Here is a 21,142-nt window from a genome sequence, read left to right on the forward strand (position 1 = left end):
GCAGTGACAGAACTTAAAATACCAAAGCGGCTGACCACCGCACTTGTAAATTCATTGACGGCGGGTGTTGTCCCACGAATTGGGCTGGAGCAGATTGCTGTTGGTCGGAAACCGGAAGTGGAAGCCATTTTGCGGGATATGGACAATATCGCTGAGGGCGGCGCAGCGTTTAAACTCATTACGGGTCGTTACGGCAGCGGTAAAAGCTTTCTTTTGCAGATGATTCGTAATTATGCGATGGATCGGGATTTTGTTGTGGCAGATGCCGATCTGTCACCAGAGCGACGATTGGTGGGAACCAAAGGCCAGGGACTTGCGACATATCGCGAACTGATGACTCGTCTGTCTACACGCACACGCCCGGATGGAGGAGCGTTGGAGCCGATTTTGCAAAAATGGATCGCAGGGCTACAACAATCCACGATGCAGAGTCAGAACCTGCGCCCGGATGATCCCGCTCTGCCGCTTGAGGTAGAGAAACAGATCTACGCGGTGACGGGGGAGATGCAGAATCTGGTTCACGGCTTTGATTTTGCCAAGGTACTGGCTTCGTATTGGAACGGGTACAAGCTGGCTGATGATGATCGCAAACAGGCGGCACTTCGCTGGCTTCGAGGAGAATTTGCAACCAAAACGGAAGCGAAAAAAGAACTGGCTGTTGGCGTTATCATTGACGATGACAACTGGTATGACTACTTCAAATTGTGGTCTGAATTCACAGCGCGCATTGGTTACAAAGGATTGTTGTTGTTCATTGATGAAGCGGTGAATCTGTACAAAATTACAAACAGTGTCTCCCGCCAAAGCAACTATGAGAAATTGCTGACCATGTTCAATGATACGATGCAGGGCAAAGCGGAGCACCTGGGCATATTTGTAGGCGGTACGCCGCAATTTGTGGAGGATGAACGGCGTGGATTATACAGCTATGAAGCGCTTCGCTCCAGGCTTATTGATGGTCGTTATGCAGCCAAAGCGTATGCGAATTACACAGGTCCGATCCTGAAGCTGGCGATGTTATCGCATGAAGAGATTCTGATTCTGCTCCAGAAGCTGCGACAGATTCATGCCTTGCATTTTGGATACAGCGCAAGTCTGACGGATGAACAATTGGTTGATTTTATGCAAACGGCGGTGAACCGGCTGGGTGCGGATGAATTGCTGACCACGCGTGAAGTGGTACGCGACTTTATGGATGTTCTGCATACGTTACACCAGAATCCTGAAGTGACTTATACTCAATTACTTGGCGAGCGGGTTGCCAAACCTCAGGAAACGGGTAAAGGGACAGATGCTTCCGCGAATACAGATGATCTGGACGACTTTCTGGCGGAGTTTGAATTATGAGTGATAATCCGTTCTATCGGCTGGCTCCGTTTGTTCAGGAATTTATATATAAAAAAAGATGGGAGTCGCTTCGTCCTGCTCAGATTGAGGCCTGCAATATCTGTTTTCATACCCCGCATCATATGCTGATTGCGGCGGGAACGGCCTCCGGCAAAACGGAGGCGGCTTTTTTTCCTGCATTGACCGAGCTGTATGAACGGCCTTCCAAGTCGGTTGGTATTTTGTACATTGGACCTCTGAAAGCCCTGATTAATGATCAATTCGAACGTCTTAAGGATCTGTTATCCGAAGGAAATATTCCGGTTTGGCATTGGCACGGGGACGTACCTCAGGCGGAGAAAACAAAACTGATGAAAAATCCGTCTGGTGTGCTCCAGATAACGCCAGAATCGCTGGAAGGTTTGCTCATGAATCGACCGAATGCAATCCCGGCGCTGTTTCATGACTTGCGATATGTCATCATCGATGAGGTGCATGCTTTCATGGGAGCGGATCGGGGCATTCAAGTACTCAGCGAACTTGCCAGAATCGAGCGTATGGCTGGCTGTGCACCGCGAAGAGTGGGCTTGTCCGCTACACTTAGTGACTATGATACGGCTACATCTTGGCTTGCTGCGGGAACGCAGCAGGGAGTGGATGTGGTCTCTTCCCCGGGCGGTCGCAAGCTGCGACTGCGGGTGGAACATTTCTCTTTTCCAGATGCACAGGACGAGGAGCAGGCGGAGCAGCTTCATAACGCACGCAAAGCGTACTACGACTTCATCTATGAGAGCACACATCGTAAAAAAGCGCTGATCTTTACCAACAGCCGAACGGATGCAGAAGTCACCATTCTTGAGATGCGGCGAGTCGCGGCTCGCAGGCAAGAGCGTGATGTGTTCCATGTACATCATGGAAGTATCTCGGCTATGCTGAGGGAAGAGACGGAAGCTGCCCTACGCACTGGATCGGGGCCTGCGGTTGCTGCGGCAACGGTCACGCTTGAACTGGGCATCGATCTGGGCGAACTGGAACGTGTGGTTCAGCTCGGTGCACCGTATAGTGCGTCTAGCTTTGTACAGCGTCTGGGACGTTCAGGGAGACGAGAGGACATGGCATCGGAGATGCTTTTTGTATGTCCGGAGGAAGAGGATGAGGAAGCGCAATTGCCAGCACGTATGCCGTGGACGTTGATGCGTGCGATTGCTGTTATCGAACTGTATGTAAAAACCAAATGGGTCGAGCCGCTTGAAGCCCGCAAAATGCCCATAGGTGTGCTCTATCATCAGACGATGAGCATGTTGAAAAGTATGGGGGAGGCGGAGCCGAGAGATCTTGCGGAAGCCATCCTTTCGCTGGCTCCATTTGCGTTGATTAGACCTGATCAATATCAGGTATTCCTGAATTACCTCATTGAGACGGATCATCTGCAATGGACAGAGGATCGAACATTGATCATCGGTCTGACAGGTGAGAAAATTGTGAATAATTATCGCTTCTACGCCGTGTTTAAAGACGATGAGGAACATAAAGTACTAAACGGCTCGGAAGAGATTGGTTCGATTACAACCGTGCCCCCACCTGGCTATTGCTTCTCGCTCGCAGGCAAACTGTGGAAAGTGGAAGAGGTCGATCACAAGCACAAGGCTGTGTATGTGAAGTCTGCAAAAGGTAAGGTAGATACGTTATGGCTTGGAGCGGGAGGAGATATTCATACGTCGGTAGTACAGAAAATGCGTGAAGTGTTGTCAGACTCAGTGATCTATCCCTATCTGTCACCACAAGCCGTCAATCGACTTGAACGGGCGCGCCGCCTAGCTCGTGAAAGCGGACTGTTAAAGCAGGTCGTGATTCCGGCAGGGGGGGATTCGATGTATGTTCTTCCTTGGGTTGGAAGTAAATCATTCCGTACATTGGAGCGCCTGATGAAGCATAATCTGTCCAAGAAACTTGCCTTGCGTTCGGTTGTGCCCATGGAGCCATATTATTTTGTAGTATCCGGCAAGGTCGACGAACGAACATTGTTAGCCGAGATCATGAGTGAGTGTCGAACGGCTGAAGACGCATCTGCGTTACTGGCTGAAGATGAAGCGCCTTATCTGGGCAAGTATGATGAATTTGTCGCGCCGCCTTTGATCCGTGAGGCTTTTGCTGTGGATGGGTTAGATTTAGATGGATTGAAGGCAGGTTTACAACAAACATTGGAGTGGGACTCCTCAAGCTCCAATCGGACATGACGTTTTTACGTAATCAGAATACTCGAAGTATAGTACAGCGATCGAAGCGACTCGGTGTAATAATTTAGTTCAACTTTTTATACGGAATAGGGTTGACACCATCTCACCTCCCATGTAATATATGAAAAGTCGTCACACACGAATTACATCAAATTGCATATATCATTTCGTATAACCTCGCAGGCCGAAAGTGTACACAGGGCGAGGGTCTCTACGGGAAGCCTATACTTCCTAACTACGATGCCAAGGAATCAATGTATTCCTTGCTCGTAGTTAGGATTTTTTGCATTTAGATGGTGTCTGTGACCTTGGCATGAACCAACATGCAGGCGTATTTTTCTTATCATCAGGAGGTTTATTCACAATGAAATATTATCTGTCCGTTCTCGCGGGAGCGATGAGCTATGGCATATTATCCACTATTGTGGTTCTGGCGTACGGCGAAGGGTATAAACTTGGAGAGGTTGTGGGAGCACAGCTGATCACGGGTTTTCTTCTATCCTGGATGCTCGCGCTATACACAAAATTTAGAACAAAACGTAAGTCACAGGCAAATGGCAAAGCATCAGGAGCCGTGGCACAGGTATTCAAGCGGTTGACGTGGAAACAACGTCTGATATTGATGGCTGCTGGAACACCAACGGTAATAACAGGTCTCGTGTATTATCAGTCTTTGCGTTACATTCCGGCTTCACTTGCCATTATCCTGTTGTTCCAGTTCACTTGGATTAGTGTATTGATTCAGGCGATAAGCAAACGTCAACGTCCAGACAAAGTCACATTCCTGACGTTGATCATTCTGTTTGGCGGAACTTTGCTGGCAGCCGGTTTCCTGGAACAGGGACTGGGTGAGTTCAACGGTCTGGGTATTGCACTTGGATTAATGGCAGCCGTAAGTTATTCCCTGTTTGTATTGTTCAGCGGCAAAGCGGTTCCTTCAGCACATCCAGCCTTCCGCAGTGCGTGGATGGTTACAGGTGGATTGATCCTGCTGTGCATTTTGTTCCCACCGACATTCCTCTTTAACGGATTGATCTGGAGCCAGTTGCTTGTATTTGGATTGCTGCTTGGATTCTTCGGGGCATTCATTCCACCAGTACTGTTCGCCATCGGCGTTCCTCATATTGGTGGTGACATGGCCGGAATCCTGGGTGCAGTGGAGCTTCCAATTGCAGTTTTGTTATCCTCAATCGTGCTCCATGAGCATGTCAGCGGATTGCAATGGTTCGGAGTTATTATTGTGCTCATTGGTGTAGCCCTGCCAGAGTTGTATAAATTACGCATGAGACGAAGTCGGAATACACCGATCTATTCCTGAGTTATACCAAAAGGGATATTGCGAAGCATGAACGGGAATACCCGTAGATAAGCCTGAGAAATCAGGCTTTTTCTATTGAAATATTTTTGCTCAATCGCAATAGCCCAGAGGGGTCATTTTCATTGTCATGCGAATCAGGTATGCTTAATGAATACATCCGTCTGTTGATTGAATATTGATGGGACATCGAATGAGGAGTGTTTATATGAAAAGCTGGTTTGGAAAAACATGGCCTTGGTTAACGCTGGGTCTGACCGTTGTTGTACTGCTTGGATCATTTTTGGTTTATTTTATGGGCAAAGACGTATCCCCCGGATCGGGAAGTGCGGTAACAGCACAAGCTGAGACTCCGGAGGATTTGAAGGGATATGAAGTCATTGATGTGGACGTGAGCAACGATGGTTTTGGACCAGACGTTATCGAGGTTAAAGCTGGCGTACCGACCAAAATCAACTTTATTCTGACCCGGTCGGTGACACATGTGAAATCAGTGGGATCACAAAAGCTTGGCATGGATCTATACATGCAAAAGGGACCTAATTATTATACGGTCGACAAAGATCTGCCCAAGGGAGAATATGAGATCCATTGCGGCATGTACATGATATATGCAACGATTAAGGTCGTATAAGCAGAAGGAGCAAGGTTTCGGGTCACCGAGCTTTGCTCCTTTTTTTGGTGCGTGATATCATGAGAAAGTGGGTAAAATCGATCAGGAGGTGGCGAAATGAAAGCGCTATTTATTGGAGGGACAGGCACCATCAGTACGGCCATTACGGAGATGCTTGCACAGCAAGGCTGTGAACTGTATTTAATTAATCGTGGCAATCATAACGATGACTTACCTAGTGAGGTCAACGTACTTCAAGCCGATATTAATGACGAGGAACGTGTAGCGGAACTGATTGCTGATCTGGAATTTGATGTTGTGGCAGACTTTATCGCTTTTGTACCGTCTCAATTGGAGCGAGATTACCGTTTGTTCAAGGATAAAACCAAGCAGTTTATATTTATAAGTTCAGCATCAGCGTATCAGACTCCTCTGGCCGATTACCGGATCACGGAAGGTACGCCCTTATCGAATCCATACTGGGAGTATTCTCGCAACAAGATTGCCTGTGAAGACTATCTGATGAAACAATACCGCGAGCATGGGTTTCCTGTTACCATCGTGCGTCCGAGCCATACGTATGGCGACAAATCGGTACCTCTCGGTGTTCATGGTGCTCAAGGCAGCTGGCAGGTTCTCAAGCGTATCCGTGAAGGAAAACCCGTTATCATCCACGGAGATGGCACCTCACTGTGGACCATTACGCACAATACTGATTTTGCCAAAGGGTTTATCGGGCTTATGGGAAATATCCATGCCATTGGTGAATCGGTACATATCACCTCGGATGAATCCGTCACCTGGAATCAGATTCATGAGATTATAGCTGGTGTGTTGGGCGTTAAGCTTCATGCGGTGCATGTACCCTCTGAGTTCTTGGCCGCATGCAGTGATCAGGATCTTCGCGGCGGATTGCTGGGTGACAAAGCCAATACCGTTGTCTTTGATAACAGCAAGCTGAAGCGGCTTGTTCCGGAATTTGTAGCAACGACAAGAGCTGATCAGGGCATTCAACGTACGATTGAGCACATTCTGGCGCATCCTGAATTACAGACCGAAGATCCGGAATTTGATGTATGGTGTGACAAGGTCGTTGGCGCACTAGACGAAGCGTTATTAAAGATCAGAGATGAGAAATGAGAAGTAAGGCGTTCATGATCAAGTGTTTACATTCATGCGCTTAATCGTTATAATCAAGAAAAAATGACACTTGTTAGGGGAGGCACCCCAACTTAGGACATCGTTCCTTTGTTGGGGTGCCTCCTTTTTTTTGTGTGCCAAAAAGGAGAGTAGACGTTGAAGAAATCAGGAAAACGTGTGAAGAAACAAGCGGAACAATTAACCAAAGTGGTACTGGCATTTGCGTTATTATCACCTCAAGCCCTGTTGCTTGAATGGGGCGCAACGACGGTAATGGCTGAAACGGTTGAAACCATCGGGATTGTATCCGATACGTCCAGCATGAAGGCTGTACAGTCCTCCAAGGTGAAAGTGGAGATGAACAGTGATGGTAAATACAGAATTGTATTACTACCAAACACAAATGTATTTTACGGTGGTGATACAGGGAATGTATCCACCATTATCGACCATAATGGATCACCCGTGAACTTCAAAACATTGCCGCTTAATTATTACCGAATTAACAATAATGTGATTGAAATGTCCCGGCAAAAGGACAATGTCGAATATATTTTGCGTGTATCTATCGTTAATGCTACCTCACAAGGTGGATACATGAAGGTTGAACTGGAAGCCATCAACCGCAGTGGATCGGCACTGAATTTGGGTGGAACATTTTATTGGGATACGATGGTGAATGGCAATGATGCATCTCCGTTTGAAGTCATCGAGAATGGATGGCGCAATTACAGCGGCGGCGTTCAGGTCACGGCTTTTTATGCGAATACGTACAATGTTGTGAATGCAGATCGCATATACATGGGACAGTACAGCGGTCCGGACAATGCGCAGCTAACAGGGGGTTCTTCACCTTCGTCATTCACTCCAGGCCAGACCGTTACGGCGAGTGATACAGCTGCGCAATTCTGGTGGAATGCCAAAGCAACAGCGAATCAGGCTTCACGCAAATTTTCAACGATCGTGGGAATCGGCCCTCAGAACGTTCCGCCTTCATTTACACTAACGGCTCCTTCTTCGGGGCAAACGTATTACAAAGGCGAGCAACTTCAGATCTCTGGTACAACACGAGATACGGATGTAGGCGACCTATTGACCGTGAAATGGTCCATTGATGGTGGGTCTGAGAACATTTTGACCCAGATGACCGCGACGGGTTCAAATCAGTCTTTCAACACTAACTACACATTGCCTGACACCCTGCCAGATGGTACGCACACATTGCAAGTATGGGTCATGGATGACAAAGGTGGGGTGTCCTCAGCAGGAACCGTTAACTTTACGGTTAGAAGTTTTGTTGTGCCTGGAACGCCGACGTATACACTGGTTAACCCTAATAACTTGACGGTCAACTGGGATAAGAAGGCCAATGACGCCTCTGTTACATATGAGCTGAAGAATATGACCACGAATCAGATCGTGGATACAGGTGCGTCAAACAGTCGGCAGGTGACAGGGCTCACTCCGAATACCAGTTATTCTTTTGCTGTACGTGCCAAAAATTCAAGTGGTTCCTTCACGGGGTACTCCAGTCCATCCACCAAATATACATTGGCGAATCCACCCGCTGCTGCGGCTGTGACACAATCAGGCAACTCTGTTACAGCGAGTTGGAATAATAATAGCAATCCTGCGGGCACTCATTACAAAACGGAAATACGCAGTCCAGGTGGGCAAGTCCTCGCAACGGGAACAACAACTTCCACACGTACAGAATTTGCCCTGACCGGACTCGCGGATAGAAAATATGAAGTTTTTGTGGCGGCACTGAATGGTGAAGGGATACAGACCCCATTTATATCCGCTGGAGAGATGATTAAAGATACAACGGGTCCAACTGATCCTTCCGTTACAGTCACTCCATCCTCATGGACCAAGGAAGATGTTCTCATCACGGTTGAAGAAGGAAAGGATGCCTTGAGCGGAACTCAGAAGACTGAAGTAAAAGTTGGTCCGGCAGGAGAATGGCGTGAATACAGCGCTCCGTTTACCGTAAACAGTGAAGGAAACACAACTGTTATGGCACGCAGTATTGATGCGTTTGGTAATACAGGACAGGAAACGGCTGTGACAGCCAGAGTAGATCGGACGGCACCAACGCCACCTGTCATCTCGCTGAATCCGCCCGATTGGACAAAAGCGGCGGTAACCGTGACATTAACGGAGGGTACGGACGAAGCAAGTGGCATTGGTCTGACACAATATAAGCTGGGAAGTGAGGGAGAATGGATCGACTATAAGGCTCCTCTTACACTAAGTGAAGAAGGGATAACTGAGATTTACGCACGAAGTGTTGATCGGGCCGCCAATGTCAGTGCTTCCACTTCGGCAACAGCCAGAATCGACAAGACTGGGCCTGAGCAACCAACGATTACGTTAAATGAAGAGAATTGGACGAATCAGGATGTAACTTTTGCAATAAACAGTGGTGATGATGCGGGCAGTGGGCTTGCCAAGAGCCAATATCGACTTAACAAAGAAGGTCCCTGGATCGATTACACGGGCGAAGTGACGGTTACCGATGAGGGAGAAACGATCGTATATGCACGTTCACTTGACCGTGTAGGGAATATAAGCACGTCCGCTCAGGCTACAGTTCGAATCGACACGACAGCTCCAACCGAGCCGGTTATTCGTTTAAGTTCTTCTGGATGGAGTAAAGAGCATGTGCAATTCACCATTGCTGGAAGTGTGGATGAACAAGCAATTTCCTATGAATACAGCATGAACGATGCTCCTTATATTGCAGGCAATACGGGTACAGTAAGCACAAACGGCGGTACCACCATTCGAGCTAGAGCAAGGGATACCGTTGGCAATGTGAGCAAGGAAATCAGTCGAATCGCCTATGTGGATCAGATCGCGCCCACGATTACATTTGCCCCGAATGGACATGGATGGACGGACATGGATATATCCACTACCATTCAGTATGCCGACGCCCACTCAGGCATTCAAGAACTGGAACAATTCTATCAAGTTACGAACAGTGCAGAATCACCGGAGCATTGGCTTGAAGCCCGCTCTGACCAGCATAAAATATCCATCGAATCGGAAGGTATATGGTACATCCATGCGAAAACCATGGACAGAGCAGGGAATACATATGAGACAACATCATCACCTTACCATATTCAACGCAAGCCCGAGCAACCGAGTCATGTGAGAATGACACAGATCACTGAGACATCAGCTGAACTTACAGTGGATTTGCCAACAGGGGAAAGGTATACCAATGGATATCAGTATGAGATAACGAATAAAACGACAGGACAGCCATGGACACTGGATTATCCTAACCACAGTATAATCGATAACTCCCTAAGCGGTGGTCAGGTCTATGAATATGAAGTTAGAGTGAGAAACCATACCGGAGTAAGTGATGCAGTAAGTGTTCAAGTATTAACTACCCCGGCAGCTCCCGGAACGTTGCACGTTAGAAAAGTAGATTCACAGCCCAATTTGGCCGAAATTCATTTTGATTCAGTACGAGGAGCAGATGCTTACCGCATCATCGCGACTACTTCGGACAGTGCCACCGTATTTGATCAGACGGTATCTGATCCTGGCAGCCTTCCCTATGTTAGCAACCTCGTTCCAGGTACCATTCATAACATTTCGGTAACGGCAATGAATGAAAGTGGAGCAGGTGGTAACAGTAGAACCGGATTCCTCACACTGCCGGCAATGCCCGGAGAATTTATGGCCGTTCAAATTCAGGAGCATGATATTTCATTAGAATGGCAGACAGTGACTTCTGCAACGTATTATGGTCTTTCACGTGATGGAGCAGCCATATATGAAGGAGAGCAGACGGAGTATCTGGACTCGGGTCTGGATAGCGGAACGGAGTACAGCTATACGTTAATAGCCGAAAATGAGACAGGAACAGGACCGATGGCAGGTTTGCCTTTGCTCAAGACTTTACCTGGGCAAGTGTCCGGCTTACAGGTATCCGATGCTTCCACAGCGAGCCTTCGTCTGAATTGGGAAGCAGTACGAGGAGCCGACCGTTATGAGTTATGGTTGAATGGAGAGAAGTCGGGAACGGTTCCTGCTGGAACCCAAGAATGGGTCTATGCGGGACTGAGTTCAGGAACATCTTATCAACTGGATGTACAAGCAGTGAACGGAAGTGGACAGGGGATGCGCAGTTCGGTATCAGGAACAACGCTACCAGAGAGCCCGTCGGGACTTCACGTTGTTCAAGTAACTGAACAGGGAGCAATCTTGAGCTGGGAACCTGTAGCTGGGGCAACGAAATATCGGGTGGTCATCGATGGACAGAGCCATGAGATATCAGATACACAACTCGCAGTTCACCACCTGTCAAGCAGTCATGAGTATACCTATGAAGTACAGGCGGGCAATGCTGCCGGGTACGGTGTATCTACCAGTAGTACAATTCTTACGCTACCTAGCAGGCCGGAAGGACTTAATGTCACATCGACTGGTGAGACAAGTATGGGACTTGCATGGCAAGCTGTAGATACGGCGAATCTCTATATTGTGAAAATCAATGGAACAGAAATGGGCAGAACATCAGAACTGGCCTACATGCTTGAGGGATTGTTGCCAGGTACAGAGTACGCTTTGGAAGTTCAGGCTGTGAATGCTTCTGGATCAGGTGAAACAGCTCAGCTCATCCGATTGTCCAAACCTGTGTCGCCTGCCGAAGTACTTGTTGATTCAGGAGTACATCATGCAAAAGTTTCCTGGTCTGTCGTGAAAGGTGCCGCTGAATACGTGATTGAGCAGAATGGTAAGGAGATCTATAGAGGAATGGAGAATGAAGCAACGATTACAGGACTCAAGGATGGAACGTGGCATCGCTATCAACTATGGGCGGTCAACAGACAGGGAACTCGTTCTGAAGCGACGGATGTATCTCTGCTGACTTTGCCTGAGAAACCCGTTAAGGTTGCGTTATATGATGTGGCAAAAAACAGCCTGGGTCTGGATTTCAGTAACACTGGTGTCCAAGGGGCAGATCATTATGTCATTGAAAGGGATGGAAGAGAGATCACTCAGATGGATTTAAGTGAAACCCATTTCGTAGACAAGGATCTGTTGCCAGGAACGAAATACACTTATGTGATTCGGGCAGTCAATACGAGTGGAACGAGTGCGCCGCTTACTTTCAGTGTAATGACTCAAACGTTGCCATTGGTTGCAGAAAGTATAACAGTGAAAGCCGGAACACATGTGGTGGATCTGGCTTGGGATGTTGTTCAGGGAGCAGTAGCATATGAGATTCGTAATCGGGTAACGGGAGATGTGCAGAGCGTGTCTGAACCGTCTGTACATCTCAATAGTATCCTGGATGGCACGGCGTATGAATTCGAACTTGTTGCGATTAATGAAGACGGGCATCGGTCAGAGTCTATTCAGATTCAAGTTTTAACGAAACCCATATCACCTCAGACGGCAGGCATAACACACATCACAGATAAGACTGCGGTATTGGACCTGACTGGAAGCTCAACACGGGGAGCAGAGCAATTCATCATTATGCGGGATGGTGTTGAAGTCGCTAAGGTTCCAGCGGATCAAGCTTCATTTGAAGATCTTGGACTGACACCAGGAGAGCATTACACGTATACCATCAAAACATCCAATGCAACGGGAGAGAGTGATTCCGGTTTCGAAGTTCACTTGCGAACGTTGCCTGCGATCATTCATGAACCTTTACATGCAAGCAAGATTGGGGAAAAAGAGGGATTGATCTCTTGGCCAAAGGTACAAGGTGCGGAGGGATATACCGTACGTATCGGAGATCAGATGTTCACCACGATTGAAGAAGGGGATATCACAGAGGTGAGATTAACTCATCTGGAGAGTGCAACCCGATATGATCAGGTACAGATTATTCCTTATAATACGGCTGGTTCAGGAAGCCCAATGACCGTGATTCCTTTTTACACCTTACCTCATGTTGATTCACTGGAAATGAAGATATATCCGGAGACAGATCACGCCAAACTGGAATGGGACTTCCCTTATGGGAACGAAACTTTCGTTATATTACTGGATGGTACAGAAGTATACCGAGGCAAACAAAAAGAGTTTATTGTTGATCAACTGGATGCAGGCAAACAGTACTCGATTGAAATCTATACAGAGAATGATCAGGGAGATGCATCGGAGAAGCTGGCGTATTCCGTTCTGACCAAACCAGTAGCTCCTGTCAAAGTAGAGTTTAATTCAGCGAAGGATCACATTCGTCTTCTATTGGAACAGAGCCGGGTCGAAGGTGCCGAGCAGTTTATCATTGAGCGTAACGGTGTAGAGATTGCTCGTGTTCTTGCAGACGAACTGTTCTATGACGACAAGGAACTCGAACCGGGCGTGAACTATATCTATACAGTGAAGGCCATGAATGCCTCCGGCAGTAGTGATGGTGGTTATTACCTTCATGCAATGACTTTGCCTGGTAGTGCTGCTTCATCTCCTGTAGTAGAGGGGCGTTCCATGTATGGTGCAGACATTGTATGGGAACTGATTCCTGGTGCTGGGGGTTATCGGGTTTATCGAAATGAAGAGCTTGTAGGAACGACCATGGAGACATCCATACATGTGTCTGAATTAAACAGTGCCGAGCGTTATACTGACTTTGCAATCGTTCCATTTAATGAGGCAGGTGAGGGTGAGGCGCTCCAGGTTCCGGAATTCGAGACGTTGCCTTCCGAGGATCTGACAGTTGCAGCCGTAGCGCAAGGCACAAGTGCGATTAAGCTAACTTGGGAACTGGATTCAATAAATGAGGTGATTGTGATCACCCATAAAGATCGTGAGATCTACCGTGGCACGCAGCGCAGTCATGTATGGACAGGACTGAATGCCGAGCAGCATTATGAGGTGGAAGTATGGACGGAGAATTCAGCAGGTGAAAAAAGTGAAAGAGAACGGGCAGCAGCCATGACTTTTCCGTATCCACCATCCTCCTGGAGCGGTGGCGGTGCAACCCCGAGTCCAAACGGTACATCGGAACAAGCCGATGAGGTGAGTTCACAACCAGAACCGTCTGAGCAGCCTGATGTACCTGTGAAAAAAATCATCAAATTTATTGATATCAGCCAAACATTCAATAAAGATCAGATCACCTGGCTGGCGGAACAAAATATCATTCAAGGTGTAAGTGAAACTCGCTTCGAGCCACGCCGTCCGATCACCCGTGCGGAGTTCACTGCATTAATCGTGCGTCTGATGGGTGTGGACACAACGGTTAATGAACAACATGGATTTCAGGATGTGAACGATGAGGATTGGTTTGCTCCTGAGATTAAGGCAGCCGTTCATCATGAGATGGTTCAAGGCATGGGGAACGGCAAATTCGCTCCACATGCGCTGGTGACACGGGAACAGGCATCCAAGATTATAGCAAATGTTGTTCGTAAAATCAGACCGGAACCGCTGACTTCCCCAAGAGCGTTTACCGACCAGACTGATGTATCTGATTGGGCCAAAGAAGAAGTGCAGGAACTTGCAGGTTTGTACATGATTACCGGATATGAAGACGGCAGCTTCCGTCCCATGCAGCACTTAAGCAGATCCGAAGCTGCAGCGCTGATCTTCCGTTTAAATAAGCTGATTCAAGTTATGGATGCGAACCGTACAGATCAAGTGGAGAAAGCGTCAGCGTTTGATCGTCATATCTAGATTGAATTGATTCTTACATGTGATACTGCAATCATCGGCAGTAACGACATTACCGCTTGATTGGTTTTTAATGCTATAATGGTTGCCAATATGATAAAAAAAGGGTAATGAACAATGGTGATGAATAATGAATAATAAATTTATCCGGATATATGAAGATATTGCAGATCGTATTCGGACCGGAGAGATTGAGGCAGGGACGTTACTTCAATCGGAACTGGATCTATCGGAAAGTTATCAAACGTCTCGAGAGACTATTCGCAAAGCATTGAAAATGTTGTATGAAGAAGGTTATATTCAGAAGATTCAAGGCAAGGGCTCGATTGTACTGGATATACGCAAGATCGATTTTCCCATCTCAGGTCTGGTTAGCTTCAAGGAATTGGCCAAAAAAATGGGACATCGTGCTCAAACGTATGTGAAGGTTTTTGAGGAGCAACAGGTGGATCAGGCGTTGCACAAAAAAATTAACTTTGGCCTGAATGAACAGGTCTGGGAGATCAGACGTGTGCGCAAAGTGGATGGAGAGCATGTCATACTGGACAAAGATTATATTAGCCAGCGGCTTGTTCCTGGGCTCAGCAAAGAGATCTGTAATGATTCCATCTATCAGTACATTGAGCAAGAGCTGGGGCTTTCGATTTCGTTTGCCAAAAAAGAGATTTTGGTGGAAGAACCCACCGCAGAGGACAGGGAACTACTTGACCTTGAAGGTTTCCACAATGTAGTTGTGGTGAGGAGCCAGGTGTACCTGGAGGATGCCAGTCAATTTCAGTATACGGAGTCGAGGCACAGACCGGACAAGTTCAGATTTGTGGATTTTGCACGTCGCAGATAAGTTAATCAAGATCGATCAGAGAGTACCTTTCACTGCATTATTCAGTGGATAGGTGCTCTCTTTGGTTATGGGGGAATCCGAAGATCGTCCATCAAGAACCGCTTAATGTCAATGTTCTTCCTGCATGTCGGAGCGTATGATCACAATATATACGAGGCCGAGGAGTGAGGGAATTGAATCACGTGACAGCGAAATCAAATGTTCGCATATGGGAAGAAACCAGAGATATTCCAACCTATGGTACAGGTAAACCGGACAAAAATCCGATGTTTCTTGAAAAGAGAATCTACCAGGGGAGTTCGGGTAAGGTGTACCCGCATCCCGTGATCGACAGCATTGAAGATGAGGCCAAAATGAAGTCGTATCGATTAGTTATTCTCGAAAATGAATATGTACGTATCGAGATGATGCCCGAACTGGGTGGACGGATCTATCGTGCGCTGGATCGGACCAACAACTACGATTTTGTATATTATAACCGGGTGATTAAACCTGCGCTCGTGGGTCTGGCAGGGCCATGGATTTCCGGAGGAATTGAATTCAACTGGCCACAGCATCATCGGCCCAACACGTTTGGTCCAGTCGATTATACATTTGGCAGTAATCAAGATGGAAGCGCTACCGTGTGGGTGGGTGAGATTGACCGCATGTATGGTACCAAAATGACCGCTGGCTTCACATTACATCCCGGCAAAGCCTATCTTGAAATCCATGCTGAGGTATACAATCGTACCAGCGCACCTCAAACTTTTCTATGGTGGGCCAACCCGGCTGTAGCTGTCAACGATCATACGCAATCCGTGTTTCCACCTGATGTAACGGCTGTGCTGGACCATGGAAAACGGGACGTATCCCGCTTTCCCATCGCAACCGGCACCTATTACAAGATGGACTATTCCGAAGGTGTGGATATCTCGCGATACAAAAACATACCGGTTCCAACATCCTATATGGCGTATAAGTCGGATTATAATTTTGTAGGGGGTTATGACCATGGGATTCAGGCAGGTTTGTTGCATGTAGCCAATCATCATATTTCTCCGGGCAAGAAGCAATGGACCTGGGGGAACGGGGAATTCGGGCAAGCCTGGGATCGTCAGTTAACGGACGAGGATGGACCTTATATTGAATTAATGACCGGGATCTATACCGATAATCAACCTGATTTTACGTGGTTACAGCCCTATGAAGCGAAATCATTCTCGCAGTATTTTATGCCGTATAAAGGAATTGGTATGGTCAAAAATGCAACGATTGATGCAGCGGTTAATCTGGAAATGGACGAAACGACCGGAATGGTAACCGTGATGGTATATGCGACGTCGGTTTTTGAACAAGTGACCGTTGAAGTGATAGGACCAACCATGGTATATCTCCAAGAGAGATGTAATATCTCACCTACGGATCTATATAAATCTTCATTCCCGTGGAGCGGACAAGATGAATGGCATCAGTTGAAGTTAAGTGTTCGAACTGCGGAAGGAAAAGTACTTGTAGCCTATCAACCTGAACGTTCTGAGATTCAGGAAGTTCCAGATCCGGCCACACCACTCCCGCTACCATCCGAGATTCGTACGAATGAACAACTATATCTGGCGGGTCTTCATTTGGAGCAATATCGGCATGCCACGTATGAACCGGAACCTTATTATCTGGAAGGTTTGAAGCGTGATGCAACGGATATTCGTCTAAACATTGCTTATGGCACATTGCTACTGCGTAGAGGGTTGTTCCAAGATGCAGAGAAGCATTTCAGACAGGCCGTTCAATCGCTGACATGGAAAAATACGAATCCGTATGATAGTGAAGCATTTTACCAACTCGGTCTAAGTTTGAAATTACAAGGGAAACAGGAAGAAGCCTACGCAGCCCTGTATAAAGCCGTATGGTCTGCACAGTATCAGGATACAGGTTATTACATGCTTGCTCAGATCGATACGGGGCAACATCGGTACATCGAAGCTTTGGAACACATCGAACGTTCGCTGATTCGTAACACCAGAAATTATAAGGCTCGACATCTGAAGGTGGCTTTGCTGCGTAGATTGGGTCAGCATGAAAGGGCCATCCAATATGCGTATGAAACGTTGGAACTGGACCCGGTTGAATTTGGAGCCGCACATGAATTAGTCCTGATTTACAGCGGAGCAACTGCACCTTCAGAGAGAGAACAAGCGGGGCAAACACGTGAGCATTTCCATCGTCTGATGCGAGAAGACGTTTATAATTATCTGAATCTAGCCGCAGATTACGCGGATTGTGAATTGTGGGAAGAAGCATTGACGGTACTCTCTTATGTTGAATCCGAAAATTCACAGCCGTATCCTATGGTTGGTTATGCTCAGGCCTACTTGTATCGTCAGCTGGGGGATGTGGAGCAGGCCCGGGAATGTCAAAAGCAGGGGAAAGCTGCTCCAACGGATTATTGTTTTCCCAATACGCTATTTGAATTCATGGTGCTTCAGGATGCATTGGCAGTGGATTCGAATGATGCGCGTGCTCACTATTACCTGGGAAATTGGTTATATGATCATAAACGCTACGAGGAAGCAATTACCCATTGGGAAACTTCACGCGAGGTGGATGCTGCATATTCGACTGTACATCGGAATCTGGGACTGGCTTATTATAACAAGCTGAATCGCCCCGATCTTGCACTGGCATCATTAGAGGAAGCTTTCCGGTTGGATTCACAGGATGCCCGAATCTTCTACGAGTTGGATCAATTGCACAAGAAGATAGGGTATTCCTGCGAGAATCGAGTCAAATTGCTGGAACAACATATGGAGTTGGTTCACCACCGTGATGATCTTTATATCGAGTGGGTGACGTTATTGAATATGCAAGGTAGTCATCAAGAAGCATGGAATGCCCTTCAGACCCGGCGGTTTCATCCATGGGAGGGTGGAGAAGGTAAGGTAACAGGACAATATGTTACGGCACTGACGGAACTGGCGAAGCGAAATCTGGAGAAACAACAACCTGAACTAGCAATGGAATTGTTGAAGAAGGCTTTGGTTTACCCGGAGAACTTAGGTGAAGGTAAATTGGAGGGAGCCGGAGACAACCCAGTTTACTTTTATCTTGGCTGTGCCTACCAGCAACTGAAGAGTAATCAGTCGGCAGAGGAAAGTTTCCACAAAGCATCCATCGGTTTGAATGAACCGGCAAGCGCGATGTTTTATAATGATCAACCGCCGGAATCCATCTATTATCAGGGTCTGGCCTGGCAGAAACTTGGCAATGTGAAGGAAGCAAACCGACGCTTTAACAAACTCATTGACTATGCGGAAAGACATATGCATGATCACATCCGAATGGATTATTTTGCGGTATCTCTGCCCGATTTTCTAGTGTTTGACGACGATCTCAATCAGCGAAATGAAGAACATTGCAGGTATATGCGGGCATTGGGTCTTCTGGGGCTGGGGCGGACAAGTGAAGCCAAACTTGAGTTGGACCGGGTATTGGAGAAAAACCCGAATCATCAAGGGGCAATCATCCATCGATAAATTGATAATCGTTTCAACACATCCCATTTATATCGAAGGAGTTATATAATCCATGAATGATACTATAGCAGGTAGCCAGATTCGTTTCATATTGGATGCGGAAGATAAAGAGATTCGTGCGGGTCGCATGACTGGCAGTGGCGGCAAAAGCCCACGAGGGGAATCGTATGATTTTACCAACTATTATATGACTCGTAATGTTAAACCCCATATTCCGGTGGTAGGTGAGTTTCATTTCTCCAGATTTGCTTACTTGCAGTGGGAAGAAGAATTATTGAAGATGAAGGCAGGCGGGGTGAGCATTGTCGCTTCCTATGTTTTCTGGAATTTTCACGAGGAGCAGGAAGGCGAATTTAATTGGTCAGGAAATCTGAATTTGCGGCACTTTGTGGATCTGTGTGGCAAACATGAGCTGCCTCTGATCGTACGAATTGGTCCATTCTGTCATGGGGAAGTGCGTAATGGTGGAATGCCGGATTGGTTATTCAGTTATCCATTTGAAGTCAGGTCGAACGATGAAGGATATTTGTATTACGCCAAGCGATTATATCGGGAGATTGCCCGTCAGCTCAACGGCTGCTTTTATCAGGAGGGTGGCCCTGTTATCGGGGTACAGTTGGAAAATGAGTATATGCACGCTGGCGCACCCATGGATGCCTGGGGATATACCCGCGAAAAATACATTTCCTCCGGCCGGGACGGGCGAGAACATCTGAAGATGCTTCGCCATATTGCCGAAGAAGTCGGTATGAAGCCGATGTTCTATACTGCCACGGCCTGGGGCAATGCTGCGGTGCCGGAAGAAGGAACATTGCCTATGCTAGCGGGGTATGCGTACACACCATGGATTCCCAATCAGCCTCCAAGCCGGGAGTATTTATTCCGGGATCTGCATATGGATCCTGTGGAAGAAGTGGATTATGACAGTCTGGAGTACCCTGCTGCGTATTGCGAGCTTGCTGGAGGCATGCAGGTCAGTTATCACGCTCGTCCGGTTGTTGATGCGGACAGTGTCGAGGCGATGACCATTGTGAAACTTGCGAACGGCAGCAATCTGGTTGGGTATTATATGTATCACGGGGGGACCAATCCGATAGGCAAAAATTCATATATGAACGAGCAGGCATTGCCGAAAATGACGTATGATTACCAATCGCCACTCGGGGAATTTGGGCGTGTTGGTGAATCGTATGACCGCATTCGTACCTTGTCCATGTTCCTGGAAGCATACGGTGAGTTACTTGCACCAATGGGCTGTGTTGTACCGGATGGTCAACATGCGATAACACCGGAGAACACGATGGATATGCGTTGGTCTGTTCGCCAACAAGATGGCTCGGGATTCCTGTTCATGAATAATTATCAGGATCATGTGGCGATGCCTGATCGTGATATACAATTGGAGCTTCATACCAGCAAAGGGACTGTTTTATACCCAAGAGAAGGAACTATGCAGCTGAAATCCGGCATGGCAGCCATTCTGCCTTTCCATATGAATCTGAATGGAATGAAGATCATTAGTGCTACCGTTCAGCCACTGACCCGATTTATGGTAAATCAGGAGCTTACGGCTGTCTTTTATGCCCATGAAGGCATGATGCCTGAGTATGTTATTGATGCATCATCTGTTACAAATGTGGATATGCCCGAAGGCACTGTTTCAGAGCAGGGGAATGAAGTTGTGATACATCCGATTGCCGGCAAGGACCATCATCTGGGGATTACAACATCGGACGGTATGGTCATACGTATCATTACATTGACCCGTGAAGAGGCATTACATGCCTACCGTTTCCGTGTGGGCGGAGAAGAAAGGCTTGTAATTAGCAACAGTCATCTGTATGTACAGAATGAGATGCTCCTATGTACATCTGTGGAGCAACCAGAGATGGAAGTATCCTTTTATCCGACTCCAGAGCATGTTTCAGCTTCGAAATATGCTGTGTCATCCCAGTCGAAGCAGGGAATATTCGGTACGTATACATTCCAAGTTTCGCCTTACGAGCCTGCTGTAGAGGTTGATTATCCGAAAGAGTATGCAGCAACACTGAGATTGGACACAGCGTGGCCGGAACAAGTAGATGACGTGTGGATTGAGATTGATTATGAAGGAGACGTTGCAACAGCACATATTCATCATCAGATGTTAACGGATCATATTCACTATGGACACAGCTGGATGCTTGGTTTGAAGCAATCCCGTCATTTATTGGCTGATCACGCGCTTCGTCTGTCTATAACCCCAATTCGAAAAGGGACGACTGAGAGTTATGTGAATCAGGCTTATGTGGAGCGGTTTGAGGGTGTGGAGATTGGAAAGTTTAATGAGATTCGGGTGAGAACACAGTATCGGGTTGGGTTGGTACTGACGGGTTTTAGGGAAGACGCTTAGTCAAATCAGGAGTTAAACAACAGATAAACAAGACTTAAACAAGAGTTAACTTTCGTTAATAATACAGAGGGTTCTTTCTCCGAACGATTGTGAGGGGAAAGAGCCTTTTT

The 21,142-nt window shown here is 47.1% G+C and carries 9 protein-coding genes and 1 riboswitch; all 9 genes read left to right on the forward strand.

Going from position 1 to position 21,142, the window contains the following annotated elements; genetic code table 11:
- The first annotated feature begins 3 nt into the window (after positions 1-3).
- The 9 genes from MKY01_RS13735 to MKY01_RS13775 all read left to right on the forward strand — a co-directional run bounded on the left by MKY01_RS13735 (position 4) and on the right by MKY01_RS13775 (position 21,032).
- Positions 4-1,347 (forward strand): ATP-binding protein, encoded by a 1,344-nt coding sequence (locus MKY01_RS13735; protein WP_047842754.1) that lies wholly within the window; start codon positions 4-6, stop codon positions 1,345-1,347.
- Positions 1,344-3,563: a DEAD/DEAH box helicase gene (locus tag MKY01_RS13740; protein ID WP_076249498.1), complete on the forward strand. Its 2,220-nt coding sequence runs from the start codon at positions 1,344-1,346 to the stop codon at positions 3,561-3,563. Before MKY01_RS13735 ends, MKY01_RS13740 begins: the two co-directional genes overlap by 4 nt.
- Positions 3,564-3,710: 147 nt before the next feature.
- A riboswitch (purine riboswitch) is annotated at positions 3,711-3,821 on the forward strand.
- Between the two features lie 106 nt (positions 3,822-3,927).
- A complete protein-coding gene (locus MKY01_RS13745; protein WP_017688752.1) occupies positions 3,928-4,881 on the forward strand; it encodes a DMT family transporter in 954 nt (317 codons plus the stop codon).
- 205 nt (positions 4,882-5,086) lie between these two features.
- On the forward strand, positions 5,087-5,512 hold the full coding sequence (locus MKY01_RS13750; RefSeq protein ID WP_017688751.1) for a cupredoxin domain-containing protein: 426 nt from the start codon (positions 5,087-5,089) through the stop codon (positions 5,510-5,512).
- A 96-nt stretch (positions 5,513-5,608) separates the two neighbouring features.
- Positions 5,609-6,631, forward strand: coding sequence for an SDR family oxidoreductase (locus tag MKY01_RS13755; protein WP_339286642.1), 1,023 nt, complete (start codon positions 5,609-5,611; stop codon positions 6,629-6,631).
- 156 nt (positions 6,632-6,787) lie between these two features.
- Positions 6,788-14,290 carry a fibronectin type III domain-containing protein gene (locus tag MKY01_RS13760; protein WP_339286643.1) on the forward strand — a complete coding sequence of 2,501 codons (7,503 nt, stop codon included), beginning with the start codon at positions 6,788-6,790 and terminating at the stop codon, positions 14,288-14,290.
- A gap of 127 nt (positions 14,291-14,417) precedes the next feature.
- On the forward strand, positions 14,418-15,128 hold the full coding sequence (gene treR / locus MKY01_RS13765; protein WP_076249494.1) for a trehalose operon repressor: 711 nt from the start codon (positions 14,418-14,420) through the stop codon (positions 15,126-15,128).
- 173 nt (positions 15,129-15,301) lie between these two features.
- On the forward strand, positions 15,302-18,640 hold the full coding sequence (locus MKY01_RS13770) for a DUF5107 domain-containing protein (RefSeq protein ID WP_339286645.1): 3,339 nt from the start codon (positions 15,302-15,304) through the stop codon (positions 18,638-18,640).
- A gap of 52 nt (positions 18,641-18,692) precedes the next feature.
- Positions 18,693-21,032, forward strand: a complete 2,340-nt coding sequence (locus MKY01_RS13775; RefSeq protein ID WP_339286646.1) for a beta-galactosidase — start codon at positions 18,693-18,695, stop codon at positions 21,030-21,032.
- Positions 21,033-21,142: the final 110 nt, after the last annotated feature.

Source organism: Paenibacillus sp. FSL R5-0486, assembly GCF_037975155.1.
GTDB lineage: Bacteria > Bacillota > Bacilli > Paenibacillales > Paenibacillaceae > Paenibacillus > Paenibacillus amylolyticus.